The following is a 17,610-nucleotide window of genomic DNA, read 5'->3' as shown; positions in this document are numbered from 1 at the left end:
GTGCCGGCCATGGATGGCCAGACATCAAAGCTTTGTCAGGAACAAAGCTTAACGCACGCAGTGCGGCCCGCAGGGTGGGCGCCACGGACGGTGCCCATAAAAAAACCCGCCGAAGCGGGTTTTTTCAGATCAGCTTAATTCAGCAAGACTTAGTCTTTCTGGTTCAGCTGCTCTTTGATCAGGTCACCAATAGTGGTAGGACCAGTCATTTCGGCATCAGCCTTAGCACGCTGTTCTTTCAGAGCCGCTTTGTCTTCTGCGCTGTCTTTTGCTTTAACAGACAGGCTGATAGCGCGGTTCTTACGGTCAACGGCAGTGATCACAGCTTCAACCGCGTCACCTTCGTTCAGCACGTTACGGGCATCTTCTACCTTGTCGCGGCTGATGTCAGAGGCTTTCAGAGTGCCTTCAACGCCAGGAGCGATTTCAATGATAGCGGCTTTAGCGTCTACAGAGATCACTTTACCGGTGATCAGAGTGCCCTTGTCGTTTTCAGCAACGTACTCAGAGAACGGATCGCTTTCCAGTTGCTTAACGCCCAGAGAGATACGCTCACGCTCAGGATCGATAGACAGGATCACAGTTTCCAGTTCGTCGCCTTTCTTGTAGTTACGAACGGCTTCTTCGCCGCTGTCGTTCCAGGAAATGTCAGACAGGTGAACCAGACCGTCGATGCCGCCATCCAGACCGATAAAGATACCGAAGTCAGTGATGGACTTGATCTTACCGGAGATCTTGTCGCCTTTGTTGAACTTGGTACCGAACTCTTCCCATGGGTTCATGGTGCACTGCTTGATACCCAGGGAGATACGACGACGTTCTTCGTCGATGTCCAGAACCATAACTTCGATTTCGTCGCCAACCTGAACCACTTTGCTTGGGTGGATGTTTTTGTTGGTCCAATCCATTTCGGATACGTGAACCAGACCTTCAACACCCTCTTCCAGCTCAGCGAAACAGCCGTAGTCAGTCAGGTTAGTTACGCGTGCTTTAACACGGGCGTGCTCTGGGTAACGCTCGTTGATGTTCACCCATGGATCATCACCCAGCTGCTTCAGACCCAGAGAAACGCGGTTGCGCTCACGGTCGAACTTCAGCACTTTAACGTCGATTTCATCGCCAACAGCAACGATTTCGCTTGGGTGCTTGATGCGCTTCCACGCCATGTCAGTGATGTGCAGCAGGCCGTCAACACCGCCCAGATCTACGAAAGCACCGTAGTCGGTCAGGTTCTTAACGATACCTTTAACAGACTGACCTTCCTGCAGGTTAGCCAGCAGTTCTTCGCGTTCCTGGCTGTTAGCAGCTTCCAGAACGGCACGACGGGATACAACTACGTTGTTACGCTTGGCATCCAGCTTGATAACTTTGAATTCCAGCTCTTTGCCTTCCAGGTGCAGAGTGTCGCGTACCGGACGTACGTCAACCAGAGAACCTGGCAGGAAGGCACGGATGTTCTTCAGATCAACAGTGAAGCCGCCTTTGACTTTACCATTGATGATACCCATAACCATTTCGTCAGCTTCGAAGGCTTTTTCCAGCTCAATCCAGCTTTCTGCGCGTTTCGCTTTTTCACGAGACAGGCGGGTTTCACCGAAACCATCTTCAACGGCTTCCAGGGATACCTGAGTGGTGTCGCCGATAGCAACTTCCAGCTCGCCTTTTTCATTCAGGAACTGGCTGCGTGGGATAACAGCTTCAGATTTCAGGCCAGAGTTAACGGTAACCCAATCGCTGTCGATATCGACAACAGTACCGGTAACGATGGAACCTGGCTGCATGTCCAGTTCTTTAAGGGATTCTTCAAATAATTCTGCAAAGCTTTCGCTCATGCTCATGAGTATGTACCTATCTCGTTAAGGCGCGCTTCCGTGGGGTAATTAATGGAAGACAACGCGTACCAAATGGCCAGACATTCGGGGTTAGTCAAACATAAAAACCTGTGCGTTTTCTCATTTTCCCGCCGCGGGGACAGAGCCGGCTAACGCACCGGTTTCATCTCAGATCAGTCCAGTAGTACGGACAAGATTCATTACCTGATCGCATACTTCCTCAATGCTCATTGAGGTGCTGTCGATCAGTACAGCATCTTGCGCGGGCTTCAATGGGGCGACAGAACGGTTGCTGTCACGCTCATCGCGAGCTCGGATGTCTTCGATAAGGGCGGGTAAACTAGCACTAAATCCCTTTTCAAGCAACTGCTTGTAACGGCGCTGGCCACGTTCTTCGGCACTGGCGGTGAGGAATACCTTGACCGGTGCATCCGGAAAAACCACCGTGCCCATATCGCGGCCATCGGCAATGACACCCGGTGCGGTGCGGAAATCACGCTGGCGCTGCAGTAATGCATCCCGCACCGCCGGTAATGCCGCGACCTGGGAAGCCAGACTGCCGACTTCTTCGGTTCGGATTGAATCGGTTACGTCATCCCCTTCCAGGATAACCCGCACGCCGACAGGGGTCGGTTCAAAACGCACATCCAGACTAGCGGCGACCGCAGCAACCGCCGTTTCATCATCCAGTTCCAGACCTTTGCGGCTCGCGGCCAGACCGGTAATACGGTACAGCGCACCGCTGTCGAGCAGCTGCCAGTTCAGCACCTGCGCCAGACGGGCACACACGGTGCCTTTGCCGGCACCGGACGGGCCATCGATTGTAATTACAGGGGCGGCGGACAGGTTCATCAAAACTCCTTTATTCGGCAGCAGGCTTGCTGATCATATCCAGTTGCAGACCGGCATTATTGGCCAGGCCGACAAAATCCGGGAATGAGGTTGCTACGTTGGCGCAGTCAAGAACGATGATCGGCTCGGCGGCACGTAAGGAAGCAATGGCAAAACTCATGGCGATACGGTGATCGTGATGAGTAACAATTTCGCCACCACCAAAACGGCCGGTTGCTCCCATTCCTTGGATGACAGCCCCGTCTTCGGTGCCTTTGGCATCCACACCCAGAGTGATCAGACCATCGACCATGGCCTGAATACGGTCACTTTCTTTTACCCGCAATTCTTCTGCACCGGTCAGAACGGTTTCGCCTTCGGCACAGGCGGCGGCAATAAACAGCGCCGGGAATTCATCGATGGCCAGCGGCACCTGATCTTCCGGAATATGAATACCTTTTAACTGTGCGCTGCGGATACGGATATCCGCCACTGGCTCACCACCCACTTCGCGCTCGTTCAACACCTCAATATTGCCGCCCATGGCGCGCAGGATATTGATTACACCAATACGGGTCGGGTTAATGCCCACGTGTTCGAGGGTGATATCGGAACCTTCGGCAATGCTCGCGGCAACCATAAAGAAGGCTGCCGATGAGATATCCGCCGGCACGTCAATGCTGGTTGCGGTCAGTTTGCCGCCGGACTGCAGCGTCACCGTGCTGCCATCAACCTTTACGTCATAGCCAAAGCCTTTCAGCATACGCTCGGTATGATCGCGGGTTGGTGCAGGTTCAGTCACCGAGGTTTCGCCTTCGGCGTACAGACCGGCCAGCAGTACACAGCTTTTTACCTGGGCACTGGCCATCGGCAGATCGTAGTGAATGCCTTTCAGTTTACCGGCACCGAATACTTTGATTGGCGGACGACCGGCTTCGGCGGTTTCCACCACTGCACCCATCAGCCTCAGTGGATCAGCTACACGGCCCATCGGACGCTTGGACAGCGACTCATCGCCACTCATTTCCACATCAAAATTCTGACCGGCCATTAAGCCTGCAAGCAGACGCATTGAGGTACCTGAATTACCCAGATACAGCGCATTCGGTGGTGGCTGCAGACCGTGCAGACCAACACCATGAATGGTTACCCGGCCACGGTGCGGACCTTCGATCACCACGCCCATATCACGGAATGCCTGCAGCGTTGCCAGGCTGTCTTCCCCTTCAAGGAAGCCACTGACTTCGGTCGTGCCTTCCGCCAGCGAGCCCAACATGATGGAACGGTGGGAAATGGATTTATCTCCGGGAACACGGAAACTGCCGCTCAGCGAACCGGCAGGTGATGCGATATAGGTAACAGATGCGGTTTTCATAGGTTCAACGTAGGCCCTGCGGGCGAGTATTTTAGAAAAATGGTCGCGCGCCACTTTAGCACGGGTCAGCACCCCCATCACCGTGGTGGTGTCTTCCTGCTCGATCGCGCTGCGTAAAAAATTCAGATCGTGCTGAAACAGGTCCAGCGTTTTCAGAATCTGCTCTTTATTGGCGGAAAAAATATCGCGCCACATCACCGGGCTGCTGGCGGCGATACGGGTAAAATCGCGGAAGCCGCCGGCGGCATAGTTAAAGATTTCTTTGTTTTCGTGGCTGTTGGCCAGGGTATCGACCAGCGAATAGGCCAGAAGATGCGGCAGATGACTGGTCGCGGCCAGCACTTCATCGTGATGACTGACCGCCATATCCTCAACATCCGCACCCACGGCCTGCCAGGCAGCACGCACCAGACGCAAAGCCGCCTGGTCGGTGTGCGGCTGCGGAGTGATAATGACTTTATGGCGCACATACAGATTTTCATCGGCGGCGCTCACCCCGCTGCGCTCAGAACCGGCAATCGGATGACCCAGCACAAAGCGGCCGAAGCCAGCACCAAATACCGCCTCGACATCACCGGCCACAGAGCCTTTCACCGAGCCAACATCGGTCAGCACAGTAGCGTCACCAATGGCTGCGGCAATATCCTGCAGCACCTGACGCACGGCCAGAATCGGCACCGAAATAATCACCAGATCCGCGGCGCGCACCACCTCGGTGATATCGCTGCTGAATTCATCAATCAGGCCAACGTCCAGCGCCTGCTGCATCGAATCCAGATTGCGGTCGAAACCGGCAACCTGACCCACACAGCCGCGCACGCGCAAGCCTTTCACCCAGGAACAGCCGATCAGACCGAGGCCGATAACGGCAACCCGGGGAATAAACAACGTCGCTTTTCTGCTCAAGACAACACCGCGGTCAAAGCACTGATAAAGGTGGCATTTTCGGCCTGGGTTCCAATAGAAACGCGCAGATATTGCGGCATCTCGTAGTTAGCCACCGGGCGCACAATCACCCCTTTTGCCAGCAGCTGATTGTACACATCCATCGCGCCCATAGCGTCCGGCACACGGAAGGCAATAAAGTTACCAACCGATGGAATAAAACTCAGGCCCAGCGCATCAAACGCTGCGGTCAGTTGCTGCATACCGGCCTTATTCGCCGCCACACTCTGTGCCACATAATCGTCATCAGACAACGCCGCCGCTGCGGCCGCCAGCGCAAAGGAATCAACGTTAAACGGCGGACGTACACGGTTGAGCAAGTCGGCAATCTGCGGGCTGGAAATACCATAACCCACGCGCAACGACGCCAGACCATAGGCCTTGGAGAAGGTACGGGTAATAACCAGATTCGGATAACGGCTCAGCAGCTGAATACCATCGGGATACTCGGCTTCATCGACGTATTCAAAATAGGCTTCGTCGAGCAGCACCAGCACGCGCTCCGGCACGTTATCGAGGAACGCCGTCAGTTCGTCTTTTGTCAGCCAGGTGCCGGTCGGGTTATTCGGATTGGTAATAAATACGATGCGGGTTTTATCACCGATCAGTGCCAGCATAGCGTCGAGGTCGTGGCCGAAATCTTTCGCCGGTGCCGCCAGAGTACGGGCGCCAACCATGCGTGCGACCAGCTCATAAATGGCAAAGGCGTGCTGTGACACCACGATCTCATCGCCGTCATTGACAAAAACACGGGTAATAAAATCGAGAATATCGCTGGAGCCGTTGCCCAGAGTAATCTGCTCTGGCGCAACCTGATAAGCATCGCTGCTCAGTGTATTGCACAGGGCTTTTTTCAGCTCAAAACCGGCGCCGTCAGGGTAGCGGGTAAGATCCGCCAGTTCCGTCTGAATGGCCGCCAGCGCTTTCGGGCTTGGGCCCATTGGGTTTTCGTTACTGGCGAGCTTAACAATGTCGGCTTCTTTCAGGCCGAGCTCGCGCGCCAGTTCATCAATAGGTTTACCCGGCTGATAGGGCATCAGGCCACGAACGCCTTCCACTGCCAGCTGCTGAAAATCGACTGCCATAATGCCTGCCTTACAATGCGTTAATAGGGAAGAAAAGCCGGCTTACAGCACGGCTTTCGGATAGGAGCCCAGCCATTTGAAATCCAGCGCGACATCGCGCAGATCATCAATTAACGGCGCAATGCTTGCGTCGTGGCGGTGACCTTCAAAATCGATAAAAAATACGTAATTCCAGGTACCGCTGCGCGCCGGACGGGTTTCAATCCGGGTCAGGCTGATACCGGCCTTATGAAACGGTTCCAGTACCTGATACAGCGCACCGGGCTGGTTGCGGCTGGATACCAGTACCGAGGTTTTATCATCGCCGCTCGGCGTGGTTGCCTGACGACCAATAATCAGGAAACGCGTGGTGTTATCCGGGCGGTCTTCAATATTGGCTGCCTGAATCCGGAGCTGATACAACTCCGCCGCCGCTTCACTGGCGATAGCCGCCGCATTGGCTTCTTTGCTGGCGCGACGTGCCGCTTCGGCATTGGAGCTGACGGCAATGCGCTCAACATTAGGGTAATTCTGATCCAGCCAGCGGCGGCACTGCCCCAGTGACTGGGCGTGGGAATAAATACGTTCTACCGGCTCAGCATCGGCTTTCACCAACAGGTGATGATGAATGCGCAGCGTTACTTCGCCACAGATCTGCAGATTGGAATCAAAGAAGCTGTCGAGGGTATGGGTTACCACGCCCTCGGTGGAATTTTCCACCGGCACCACACCGTAATTGGCGGCGCCGCTTTCCACTTCGCGGAATACATCGGCAATCGACACCTGACCGCGGCACTGCACCGCATGGCCAAAATGTTTTACCGCCGCCTGCTGGGTGAAGGTCCCTTCCGGCCCTAAATAGGCCACCTGCAGCGGCTCTTCCAGCGCCAGACACTGCGACATGATTTCGCGGAACAGTCGCGCCATGGCCTCATCCGGCAACGGCCCCTGATTACGCTCCATCACTTTACGCAGCACCTGAGCTTCACGCTCAGGCCGGTAAAACACCACAAGCTCGCCGGGCGATGCGTATTTCTGCTTAACCTCTGCCACCTGCTGAGCGCAGTGGGCGCGCTGGTTAATCAGGTCCTGAATCTGCTGATCCAGTGAATCAATCTGCTGACGCAGCTGATCCAGCTCTTGTGCTTCGCTCATAGTGTTCTGCCGTTTTCTGTCTGTTTAGCCATGATCTGCAAGCCAGCGTCGCTTAACCGTGACGCTTGGCGAAATCACCCATAAAGCCGATCAGGGCATCAACCGCCTGCTCCGATACGGCGTTATAAATAGAGGCGCGCATACCACCGACGCTGCGGTGACCGGCCAGATTCAGCAGACCAGCCGCTTCGCTTTCCGCCAGGAAGGTTTTATCCAGCGCAGCATCGGCCAGGGTGAATGGCACGTTCATGATGGAGCGGTTATTTTTGACCACAGGGTTAGCGTAGAAGCCGCTGTTATCGATGTAATCATACAGCCTGGCTGCTTTGCGGTTATTCACCACACTAATAGCCTCAACACCGCCCTGAGCTTTCAGCCACTGGAACACCAGACCAGCCAGATACCAGCTGTAAGTCGGAGGGGTGTTGTACATAGAATCGTTATCCGCACACACCTTGTAATCAAACATGGTTGGCGTACCCGGCAGAGTGTCACCCAGCAGATCTTCACGTACGATCACCACACACAGACCGGCAGGGCCAATGTTTTTTTGGGCACCGGCGTAAATCAGACCGAATTTCGATACATCAATCGGCTCGGACAAAATAGCAGACGAGTAATCCGCTACCAGTACTTTGTCACCGACGTCCGGAATGTAATCGAATTTAACGCCACCAATGGTTTCGTTCGGGCAGTAATGAACGTAAGCTGCATCAGGGCTCAGATTCAGTTCGTGCTGAGCCGGAACGGAGGTGAAATTATTGCCTTCGGTGGTCGCGGCAATGTGTACATCAGCGTAGCGTTTGGCTTCGCCAACGGCTTTTTTCGACCACTGACCGGTAACAATATAGTCGGCCTTTTTACCGCCACGCAGCAGGTTCATCGGCACCATGCTGAACTGACTGTGCGCCCCGCCCTGCATAAACAAAACTTTGTAATTCGCAGGAATGGCCATCAGATCACGCAAATCCTGCTCGGCCTGTGCTGCCACACCAACAAACTCTTTGCTGCGGTGGCTCATTTCCATGATCGACAGGCCCTTGCCATGCCAGTCCGCAATTTCCTCACGGGCACGTTCCAGAACCGCCATTGGCAATGCCGCAGGCCCCGCACAGAAGTTATATGCTCGACTCATTTTGCTTTGAACTCACTGATAACAAAAAGGCGCGGCTTTGTTAAAGCCGCACCGGAAAAAGAACACTCAGAGTTTTCGTTACCCTACCATCAGCGGGATGATCAGCATCCCTGCAAGGCGGCGCGACGACCTCTCTCAGAATTTCTGCGGCGAGCCTGAGCCGCCGCCAATAAAGCAAACACAACGCCTGCCATACCACCCGCAACACCCGCCAAGGCAACAATCATTACCTTACGTGGTTTAACCGGTTTTAACGGCAATACAGCCGACTGATCCAGCTGCACAAAGCGGACTTTATCCCAGCTGACCTCTGCCTTTTTCAGATTCTGAATTTTCCAGTTCAACTCTGGCAATCCGCTGATATAGGCATCCTCACCATGTTCAGCACGGCTGCGGATCTGCGACAGTTCGGAATTAATAACCGTTTGCCCCATCATAAACAATGGCGGCTGAGAGCCCAGCAAAGCGTTATTATTACCTGAATAAAACGGCATTTTTTGCTTAATGGAAGCGGAAATAGAAGAGGCTTCTTCCAGCATAAGCATGCGCTGATTTTTCTGAGCCAGATACTTTGTGCGTAAGCCATCCGCCTCAAGTTCCAGGGCTTCAAGCCTGGCATCTCTGGTCAGTTCAAGCGTATTGCGTACCTCGTCAAGATAACGCTGCAGAATAAAATCACTGTAACGATTCAACAGCTGCGTCGCCCACTGAGGATCGCTTAATTCAAACTGAATCCGCAGCAACACATCCGTCTCTTTTGCGCCCGGATCAGCATAGGTAAAACGCTCAGAAAACAATACAAAGTTTTGCTCTTCTGTCAGCTTTTCCGCATAAATTAATGCTGATAACTCAGCATTATTTTCAGCAAGCAGCTGATTATAAAAGACTCGTTTACTATTACCGGAGCGCGCAAGCGCCCTTACTTCTTTAAAAGCCTTTTCGCGACTTAAAGAAAAAATCCCCTGTAGTCGTGGCTGATTAAGTGGCAGCAGATCAACATCAGACACCTCTTTGTACACTACCTCGGTCTGATAAACCGGTGTGGTTGTATACGCATAAACCAACGCCAGACAAAGAGACAGTACGACGGTGCCAACCAGCCAATACCATTTCTCTTTAATGTCATCGATCAGGTCAAACAGATCTATTTCGTCACTGCTAACACTATTAACACTATATGCGGAATCCATGCCCATTGAACTTATTCTTCCTCAGCACCCACATCAGAGTCACCTGACTGAGCATCATCAGCCACAACAGCAGAATCCTGCTCAGCAACGACTTCACCTTCGAGTACTGACTCTTCGTCTTCTTCGGCATCACAGATACGCTCAACGCCAACCAGTTTTTCTTTCTCGGATACTTTAATCAGGGTCACACCCTGAGTATTACGACCCAGTACCGAGACCTCATTCACCCGGGTACGGACCAGTGTGCCCTGATCGCTGATCAGCATGACTTCATCACCGTCAAACACCTGCACCGCGCCGACCAGAGGGCCGTTACGGTCGCTGGTGACCATAGCGATAACACCCTGGGTGCCGCGGCCTTTGGTCGGAAATTCAGTCACGTCGGTGCGCTTACCGTAACCACGCTGGGAAGCGGTCAGGATAGTGCCGCCCTCTTCCGGAATAATCAGCGAGATAACGCGCTGACCATCGCCCAATTTGATACCGCGTACACCGCGGGCGGTACGACCCATGGCACGCACATCGGATTCTTTAAAGCGTACCGCTTTACCGGCATCGGACAGCATCAGAATGTCTTTGCTACCATCGGTGATCGCAACACCCACCAGATGATCGCCTTCGTCCAGTTCACAGGCAATCAGCCCCGAGGAACGCGGACGACTGAACTGATCCAGCGTGGTTTTCTTCACGGTACCGCGTGCCGTCACCATAAATACATAACGGTCTTCGCTGTATTCTGTGACCGGCAGAATAGCGGTAATGCGCTCGCCTTCTTCCGACATATTCAGCACGTTCACAATCGGACGGCCTTTGGCATTACGACTGGCCTGCGGAATATCGTATACGGTCAGCCAGTACACCTTACCGGCATCGGTAAAGCACAACACGGTGTCGTGGCTGTTGACCACCAGCAGGCGCTCAATAAAGTCTTCATCTTTAACCGAGGTGGCCGACTTACCTTTACCACCACGTTTCTGCGCCTGGTAGGCATCCATCGGCTGAGTCTTGGCATAACCACCATGCGACAGGGTCAGTACCAGCGTTTCTTCCGGAATCAGGTCGGCCATGGTCAGGTCACGCTTAACCGCCATAATTTCGGTCTTACGGGCATCGCCGTATTCTTCACGCACCGCTTCCAGCTCTTCGCGGATCACCTGCATCAGGCGATCGGCGCTGCCCAGAATTTCCAGATATTCGGCAATTTCGGTCAGTTTCAGCTGATATTCTTCAATCAGTTTTTCGTGCTCAAGGCCGGTCAGTTTCTGCAGACGCAGATCCAGAATCGCCTGTGCCTGAGCCGGTGACAGATAGTAGTTACCATCACGGAAACCGTACTCTTCCGGCAGATCATCCGGACGGCAGGCATCCGGGCCGGCACGTTCCAGCATATCCAGCACATCACCCGGCGCCCACGGAGTGGCAATCAGATTTTCTTTCGCTTCTGCAGCCGTCGGAGACTTTTTGATCAGTTCAATCACGGGGTCAATGTTCGCCAGTGCCAGCGCCAGACCTTCCAGCAGGTGACCACGTTCACGCGCCTTGCGCAGATCGTAGATGGTACGGCGGGTCACCACTTCACGGCGGTGTTTAACAAAGGCTTCGAGCAGTTGCTTCAGGTTCAGGATTTTTGGCTGACCATCAACCAGCGCCACGGTATTAATACCGAACACGCCCTGCAGCTGGGTCTGGGCAAACAGGTTGTTAAGCACCACTTCCGGCATTTCGCCACGGCGCAACTCAACCACAATACGCATACCGTCTTTATCCGACTCGTCGCGCAGTTCGGTGATGCCTTCCAGCTTCTTCTCTTTAACCAGCTCGGCGATCTTTTCGATCAGACGGGCTTTGTTCACCTGATACGGGATCTCGGTGAAAATAATCGATACTTTGCCGTTGCGCTCATCTTCTTCAAAATGATGACGGGCACGCAGATAAATACGGCCACGGCCGGTGCGGTAAGCTTCAACAATGCCATCACGGCCATTAATAAAAGCACCGGTCGGGAAATCCGGTCCCGGGATATATTCCATCAGCGCATCGACATCCAGTTCCGGATTATCAATCAGCGCCAGACAGCCGTTCAGAACTTCGGTGAGGTTGTGTGGCGGAATATTGGTTGCCATACCCACCGCAATACCGGACGAACCATTGACCAGCAGGTTCGGGATACGGGTCGGCATCACCGCCGGAATCTGTTCAGTGCCGTCGTAGTTAGGCACCCAGTCAACGGTTTCCTTGTCAATATCAGCCAGAATGTCATGGCTGATCTTTTTCATCCGCACTTCGGTATAACGCATCGCCGCCGCAGAGTCGCCGTCGACCGAACCGAAGTTACCCTGGCCATCGACCAGCGTGTAACGCATGGAGAAATCCTGCGCCATCCGCACGATGGTGTCATACACCGCAGAGTCACCGTGTGGGTGGTATTTACCGATCACGTCACCGACCACACGCGCCGATTTTTTGTAAGGCTTGTTCCAGTCGTTACCGAGCACGTTCATCGCGTGCAGTACACGACGGTGTACGGGCTTAAGGCCATCGCGTACATCCGGCAATGCGCGCCCTACGATTACGCTCATGGCGTAATCGAGATACGACTGCTGCAGCTCGTCTTCAATGTTAATCGGAAGAACTTCTTTGGCTAACTCACCCATAGATACTCGGCCCGTGTTCTGCGGATCACCCTTTTATGGTCATTTTCAGGTGATTCTGTCCTTGTTGTTGACCACCTCCCCGGATGCACAAGGCTCTGTGCTGACACCGTCCGGACAAGGCTGCCAATAAAGTGCCGAATCATACCATAAATCAACAAGATACCTAGCGAGTCCGGTAACAGCCTGAACGCGAGACGGGAGAAGCCTGCGCGTTTATAATGCTGGCCTTTATGCGTACGGAAAGAGAGCCGAGACATGCAGGCCGACCTGAGAATTAACGCCCGCTGGGTAATCCCGATGAGTAATCACCAGAGCGGCAGCCAGACCAGCAACGCTGCCAGCCTGCTGCATCATCAGGCGGTGTTTATTAAAGATGGACGGATTCTCGCCGTGCAGGATCAGGCAGCCGTCAGCCACGAGGCCACCGAAACCCTCGACCTGCCTGACCACGTGTTACTCCCCGGGTATGTAAACGCTCACGGCCATGCGGCGATGTCGCTGTTTCGCGGTATGGCCGATGATCTGGCCTTGATGACCTGGTTGCAGGAACATATCTGGCCGGCCGAAGGACGCTGGGTGGATGACGCCTTCGTGCGTGACGGTACCCGCCTGGCCATCGCCGAGATGCTGAAGTGCGGCACCACGACCTATGCCGATATGTATTTTTATCCGGGCTCGGGGGTGGAAAGCGCCCTCGAAGCCGGTATCCGTAACGTCAGCTTTACCCCGGTACTGGATTTCCCCACCAATTTTGCCCAGAACGCCGACGAGTACATCAAGAAAGCACTGGCCGTGCGCGACACTTACAAACATCAGTCATTGCTGACTCTGGGTCTGGGCCCACACGCGCCTTACACCGTTTCCAACGGCCCACTGCAGGAAATCACCACACTGGCCGACCAGCTGGATATGCCGATCCAGATCCATCTGCAGGAAACCGCCTTTGAAGTGGCACAGAGCATCGAGCAGTTTGGCTGCCGGCCAACCGAGCGTCTGGCCGAACTGGGCTTTATGACCGAGCGCGTAAGCTGTGTACACATGACCCAGATCAGCGCTGAAGACATCAGCGTCCTGCAACATAGCGGCGCCTCGGTTGTGCACTGCCCGGAATCCAACCTGAAACTGGCCTCCGGTTTCTGCCCATCGGCACAGCTGCTGAGCAGCCGGATTAATGTCGCCCTCGGCACCGACGGTGCCGCCAGCAACAACGATCTGAATATTCAGGGCGAGATGAAAACCGCGGCCATGCTGGCCAAAGCCGTCGCCGGCGACGCTGCCGCCGTCCCTGCCGCACAGGCGCTGTATATGGCGACCCTGGGTGGCGCCAAAGCACTGGGACTGGACGATCAGACCGGCTCGCTGACCCCCGGCAAATGGGCCGATCTGCAGGCGGTGGATCTGTCACAACTGGCGCAGCAGCCACTGTACGACCCGATTTCCCAGCTGGTTTACACCGACAGCAGCCGCGCCACCAGCCATGTCTGGGTCGCCGGTAAACTGCTGCTGAACAAGGGCGAGCTGACCACCCTGGACGAACAACAGATACAGCACAACGCCCGCCAGTGGGCTGACCGTATCCGCCAGTCCTGAACCAACGAATTACTTTTTGCAGGAGCCGAGCATGGAACAGACACAGAACGTTGATCGCGCCGAAATCGCCAAATTCGAAGCCCTCGCCTCGCGCTGGTGGGATCTGGAAAGCGAGTTCAAACCGCTACACGACATCAACCCGCTGCGCACCAATTACATCGACCGCTATGCGCCACTGGCCGGCAAAACCGTGCTCGACGTCGGCTGTGGCGGCGGCATTCTGAGTGAAGGCATGGCCAGCCGCGGTGCCGCGGTGACCGGTATTGATATGGGCGAAGCCAACCTCAACACCGCCAAACTGCACGCGCTGGAATCCGGCGTAAAGGTCAGTTATCAGTGCATTCCGGTGGAAGAGCTGGCGGCACAGCAGCCGGAAAGCTTTGACGTGGTCACCTGCCTGGAAATGCTGGAACACGTACCGGACCCGGAATCCATTATCCGCGCCTGCTATCAGCTGGTAAAACCGGGCGGCCAGGTGTTTTTCTCCACCATTAACCGCAACCCGAAAGCCTATGCCTTTGCCATTCTCGGCGCCGAATATCTGATGCGCCTGCTGCCGGCCGGCACCCACGATTACCACAAATTCATCAAGCCCAGCGAGCTGACCCGCTGGTGCCGTAACGTGGGGCTGGAAGTGCAGCATATGACCGGCATGGTCTATAACCCGCTGACCAAAATCTACAAACTGAAAGACAACGACGTCAGCGTTAATTACCTGATGGCAACGCGTAAACCGGACAGCGCCGTATGAGCCTGAGCCGCCCCAAAGCCATCCTGTTTGATCTGGATGGCACGCTGGTCGACACCGCGCCGGATTTTTATGACGTAGTAAACGGCCTGCGCAAAGAGCTGGGTAAACCGCTGCTGGCCGATGAAACCATCCGCGAGCAGGTATCCAACGGTGGCGCCGCACTGACCCGCCTGACCTTTGATCACCCGGACCATGCCGGACGTGATCTGGCCAACGCAGCGCAGGAATTTCTCGACCAGCGGCAACAGATTCTCGACCGTTATCTGCAGAATATCGGCCTGCTGAGTGGTTACTTTCCCGGCTTCGCAGAAGTGATTGCCAGCCTTGAGCAGCAGAATATCCGCTGGGGAATCGTGACCAATAAGCCACGGCTGTATACCGAAGCCCTGCTGGCAAAACTCGCTATTACAGGCGATGTGGTGGTGTGCCCGGATGATGTCACAAAGTCCAAACCGCACCCCGAGCCATTACTAAAAGCCGCCGCCGATCTTGGATTGCAAGCCACTGATTGCTGGTATGTCGGCGACCATATCCGCGATATCGACGCCGCCCGCGCCGCCGGCATGCTCAGTGTTGCCGCCACTTTCGGTTATATCGAAGCCGGTGATCACCCTGACAACTGGCAGGCCGACCGGCTGATTCATCAGCCGCTGGATCTGCTGAGTTTATTGCAGGCCAGCCACGGATAAAGCCCGGAACCTGATACGGCCACGCGCCATTAACAACAACCCTATATACAGAAAAAAGGTAGACCGATGGAAACCGCCCCGAACTCACTGACAGGCCGCACTATTCTGGTAACCGGCGCCGGCTACGGCATCGGCCGGACGGCCGCCCTCACCTATGCCCGGGCCGGAGCCACCGTTTTACTGCTGGGCCGCACCCAGGAAGCGCTGAACGATACCTACGATCTGATCGAGGCCGAAAACCTGCCACAGGCCGCCGTGCTGCCCTTCGATCTGGAACAGCATGACGAAGAGCCTTTCCGCCAGCTGGCCGAACTGATTGACGAAAACTTCGGCCATCTCGATGGTGTACTGCTCAATGCCGGCGTTCTCGGCCAGCGCACCAGTCTGGAAAACTACGACTGGAATACCTGGCAGAAGGTGATGCAGATTAACGTTAACGGTCAGTTCGCACTGATGAAACACCTGCTGCCTCTGCTGCGTAAGGCGCCGGCGGATGCTTCGGTTATTTTCACCACCAGCAGTGTTGGCCGCGAAGGCCGTGCTTACTGGGGAGCCTATTCGGTCTCCAAGTTTGCCACCGAAGGCTTAATGCAGGTTATGGCGCAGGAACTGGAAAACACCAGCAACATCCGCGTTAACTGTATTAATCCCGGCGGCACCCGCACCAGCATGCGCGCCGCTGCTTACCCGGCCGAGCATCCGAGCAAAGTGCCGGAAGCCGATACCATCATGCCACTCTACCTGCATCTGATGAGTCCGGAATCCATTGGCACCCATGGCCAGAGTCTGGACGCACAACCGAAAAAATAATCCGCTATCGCGTGCCCGCGCAGCACTGTAGTCACAGTTTAGTAACACTGTTTAGTACTACTGTTGCTACAGCGGGTACGGTTTTTCCCGCTCACCCCTGCGGTTTTTGCCCAACCTGCTCTTTACCCCACCGTGCTTTTCCTGTCCAATCCGTCAGATATTACCGATTGATCAGAGCGCAGATGCGCAGGAGGCACACCGTATGGCTGGCTTACTTCCCACCCCCGATCCCGAAGGCCTGCTCGAATATTCCGTGGTATTTACCGACCGCTCTCTGAACCATATGTCCAAACGTTTTCAGGGCGTTATGAACGATATTTCCGCGACCCTGAAGTCGGTTTATAACGCCGATGCGGTGGCCATCGTTCCCGGTGGTGGTACCTATGGTATGGAAGCCGTGGCGCGCCAGTTCGCTCAGGATAAAAAGACGCTGGTAATCCGCAATGGCTGGTTCAGTTACCGCTGGACCCAGATTTTTGACATGGGCAATATTCCGGCCTCCAGCACGGTATTAAAAGCGCGCCGCACCGACAGCTCCCAGACTCCTGCGCCCTTTGCGCCGGCACCGGTCGACGAAGTCGTCGCCACAATTAAAGAAGAAAAGCCGGATGTCGTGTTCGCGCCCCACGTCGAAACTGCGTCCGGCATGATTCTGCCGGACGATTACCTCAAAGCCGTCGCCGATGCCGTGCATTCGGTGGGCGGTTTACTGGTACTCGACTGCGTTGCCTCCGGCACCCTGTGGGTCGATATGAAAGCCGTGGGCGTCGATATTTTGATCAGCGCCCCGCAGAAAGGCTGGAGCTCCTCCCCCTGCGCCGCATTAATCATGATGAATCAGGCTGCACTGGATGTGATGGCAACCACCACCAGCACCAGCTTTGCCGCCAACCTGAAACAATGGCATATGATCATGCAGGCCTACGAAAACGGTGGTCATGCCTACCACGCCACCATGCCGACCGATGCCCTGGCCAGATTCCGCGACACCATGCTGGAAACCAAAGCCTACGGTTTTGACAAAGTGCGGGACGAGCAGCTGGCCCTGGGCAAACGCGTGCGCCAGATGCTGGAAAGCAAAGGCATACACAGTGTCGCCGCCGAAGGTTTTAAAGCACCGGGCGTGGTGGTCAGTTACACCAGCGACACCGAACTGCAGAACGGTAAAAAGTTTGCCGCCTTAGGCTTACAGGCCGCCGCCGGCGTGCCGCTGATGTGCGATGAAGGTGACGATTACCGTTCATTCCGCATCGGCCTGTTCGGGCTCGATAAGCTGCACGATATCGACGGTGCCGTTGCGCGTCTGGAGAAAGTGGTCGACCAGCTTGTTTAACCCCTGATCGGCGACTGTAGTCAGCGGCAAGTGTCAGCGGCATACCTCTGCCGCTGACCCGGTAAACTTCCTACCTTCTTCCTAAATCTGATCACTTTATTATCTATTTCTGCCAATAACAGATCAGACCTGCACAGCTTTTGTCCGGTTTTTGTCATTATTCTCTGATCAAGCAGTCATTTTATTGGCAAAAAATCAGTATGACCTTTTGTCAAATTGCCAACATCCTGCCACCAAGACACAGAGTTAGTATCTA

At 54.9% G+C, this 17,610-nt stretch carries 13 protein-coding genes; 5 read left to right on the top strand and 8 right to left on the bottom strand.

All coding sequences use genetic code 11. The annotated features are described in order from the left end of the window. Positions 1 to 149 precede the first annotated feature (149 nt). The 8 genes from rpsA to gyrA form a co-directional block, all read right to left on the bottom strand. The gene (rpsA, locus tag LGT44_RS13605) at positions 150 to 1,832 is read right to left on the bottom strand and encodes a 30S ribosomal protein S1 (RefSeq protein WP_230330859.1); all 1,683 of its coding nucleotides are present in this window, start codon (positions 1,830 to 1,832) and stop codon (positions 150 to 152) included. Between the two features lie 168 nt (positions 1,833 to 2,000). Then, positions 2,001 to 2,684, bottom strand: coding sequence for a (d)CMP kinase (gene cmk / locus LGT44_RS13600; RefSeq protein WP_230330837.1), 684 nt, complete (start codon positions 2,682 to 2,684; stop codon positions 2,001 to 2,003). A gap of 10 nt (positions 2,685 to 2,694) precedes the next feature. After that, positions 2,695 to 4,944, bottom strand: a complete 2,250-nt coding sequence (locus tag LGT44_RS13595) for a bifunctional prephenate dehydrogenase/3-phosphoshikimate 1-carboxyvinyltransferase (RefSeq protein WP_230330838.1) — start codon at positions 4,942 to 4,944, stop codon at positions 2,695 to 2,697. Continuing rightward, entirely contained in the window at positions 4,941 to 6,068 is a 1,128-nt protein-coding gene (gene hisC / locus LGT44_RS13590) for a histidinol-phosphate transaminase (RefSeq protein WP_230330839.1), read from the bottom strand. The genes LGT44_RS13595 and hisC overlap by 4 nt, the downstream gene beginning before the upstream one ends. Before the next feature lie 42 nt (positions 6,069 to 6,110). Then, the gene (gene pheA / locus LGT44_RS13585) at positions 6,111 to 7,202 is read right to left on the bottom strand and encodes a prephenate dehydratase (RefSeq protein WP_230330840.1); all 1,092 of its coding nucleotides are present in this window, start codon (positions 7,200 to 7,202) and stop codon (positions 6,111 to 6,113) included. 52 nt (positions 7,203 to 7,254) lie between these two features. Further along, complete coding sequence (gene serC, locus LGT44_RS13580; protein ID WP_230330841.1) at positions 7,255 to 8,337, bottom strand: 3-phosphoserine/phosphohydroxythreonine transaminase; 1,083 nt, start codon at positions 8,335 to 8,337, stop codon at positions 7,255 to 7,257. Between the two features lie 101 nt (positions 8,338 to 8,438). Beyond that, complete coding sequence (locus tag LGT44_RS13575) at positions 8,439 to 9,527, bottom strand: Wzz/FepE/Etk N-terminal domain-containing protein (protein WP_230330842.1); 1,089 nt, start codon at positions 9,525 to 9,527, stop codon at positions 8,439 to 8,441. An 11-nt stretch (positions 9,528 to 9,538) separates the two neighbouring features. Beyond that, positions 9,539 to 12,181: a DNA gyrase subunit A gene (gene gyrA, locus LGT44_RS13570; RefSeq protein ID WP_230330843.1), complete on the bottom strand. Its 2,643-nt coding sequence runs from the start codon at positions 12,179 to 12,181 to the stop codon at positions 9,539 to 9,541. Between the two features lie 255 nt (positions 12,182 to 12,436). Between gyrA and LGT44_RS13565 the strand changes: the two genes are divergently transcribed. The 5 genes from LGT44_RS13565 to LGT44_RS13545 all read left to right on the top strand — a co-directional run bounded on the left by LGT44_RS13565 (position 12,437) and on the right by LGT44_RS13545 (position 17,354). Then, entirely contained in the window at positions 12,437 to 13,771 is a 1,335-nt protein-coding gene (locus tag LGT44_RS13565) for a TRZ/ATZ family hydrolase (RefSeq protein WP_230330844.1), read from the top strand. A gap of 31 nt (positions 13,772 to 13,802) precedes the next feature. Then, positions 13,803 to 14,522 (top strand): bifunctional 2-polyprenyl-6-hydroxyphenol methylase/3-demethylubiquinol 3-O-methyltransferase UbiG, encoded by a 720-nt coding sequence (ubiG, locus tag LGT44_RS13560; RefSeq protein WP_230330845.1) that lies wholly within the window; start codon positions 13,803 to 13,805, stop codon positions 14,520 to 14,522. After that, entirely contained in the window at positions 14,519 to 15,211 is a 693-nt protein-coding gene (locus LGT44_RS13555) for an HAD-IA family hydrolase (protein ID WP_230330846.1), read from the top strand. Before ubiG ends, LGT44_RS13555 begins: the two co-directional genes overlap by 4 nt. A 66-nt stretch (positions 15,212 to 15,277) precedes the next feature. Next, on the top strand, positions 15,278 to 16,021 hold the full coding sequence (locus LGT44_RS13550; RefSeq protein ID WP_230330847.1) for a YciK family oxidoreductase: 744 nt from the start codon (positions 15,278 to 15,280) through the stop codon (positions 16,019 to 16,021). 202 nt (positions 16,022 to 16,223) lie between these two features. Beyond that, complete coding sequence (locus tag LGT44_RS13545; protein ID WP_230330848.1) at positions 16,224 to 17,354, top strand: aminotransferase class V-fold PLP-dependent enzyme; 1,131 nt, start codon at positions 16,224 to 16,226, stop codon at positions 17,352 to 17,354. Positions 17,355 to 17,610 lie beyond the last annotated feature (256 nt).

Origin of the sequence: Thalassolituus alkanivorans (genome assembly GCF_020447205.1) — a bacterium.
GTDB lineage: Bacteria > Pseudomonadota > Gammaproteobacteria > Pseudomonadales > Oceanobacteraceae > Venatoribacter > Venatoribacter alkanivorans.
Note: the sequence above shows the minus strand (reverse complement) of the source record. Positions and strands in the feature narration are given on the sequence as shown.

Excerpts from the sequence above, each read along its gene's own strand:
- rpsA (WP_230330859.1), bottom strand. The coding sequence starts at position 1,832 with ATGAGCGAAAGCTTTGCAGAATTATTTGAAGAATCCCTTAAAGAACTG.
- cmk (WP_230330837.1), bottom strand. The coding sequence starts at position 2,684 with ATGAACCTGTCCGCCGCCCCTGTAATTACAATCGATGGCCCGTCCGGT.
- hisC (WP_230330839.1), bottom strand. The coding sequence starts at position 6,068 with ATGGCAGTCGATTTTCAGCAGCTGGCAGTGGAAGGCGTTCGTGGCCTG.
- pheA (WP_230330840.1), bottom strand. The coding sequence starts at position 7,202 with ATGAGCGAAGCACAAGAGCTGGATCAGCTGCGTCAGCAGATTGATTCA.
- serC (WP_230330841.1), bottom strand. The coding sequence starts at position 8,337 with ATGAGTCGAGCATATAACTTCTGTGCGGGGCCTGCGGCATTGCCAATG.
- LGT44_RS13575 (WP_230330842.1), bottom strand. The coding sequence starts at position 9,527 with ATGGATTCCGCATATAGTGTTAATAGTGTTAGCAGTGACGAAATAGAT.
- gyrA (WP_230330843.1), bottom strand. The coding sequence starts at position 12,181 with ATGGGTGAGTTAGCCAAAGAAGTTCTTCCGATTAACATTGAAGACGAG.
- LGT44_RS13565 (WP_230330844.1), top strand. The coding sequence starts at position 12,437 with ATGCAGGCCGACCTGAGAATTAACGCCCGCTGGGTAATCCCGATGAGT.
- ubiG (WP_230330845.1), top strand. The coding sequence starts at position 13,803 with ATGGAACAGACACAGAACGTTGATCGCGCCGAAATCGCCAAATTCGAA.
- LGT44_RS13555 (WP_230330846.1), top strand. The coding sequence starts at position 14,519 with ATGAGCCTGAGCCGCCCCAAAGCCATCCTGTTTGATCTGGATGGCACG.
- LGT44_RS13550 (WP_230330847.1), top strand. The coding sequence starts at position 15,278 with ATGGAAACCGCCCCGAACTCACTGACAGGCCGCACTATTCTGGTAACC.
- LGT44_RS13545 (WP_230330848.1), top strand. The coding sequence starts at position 16,224 with ATGGCTGGCTTACTTCCCACCCCCGATCCCGAAGGCCTGCTCGAATAT.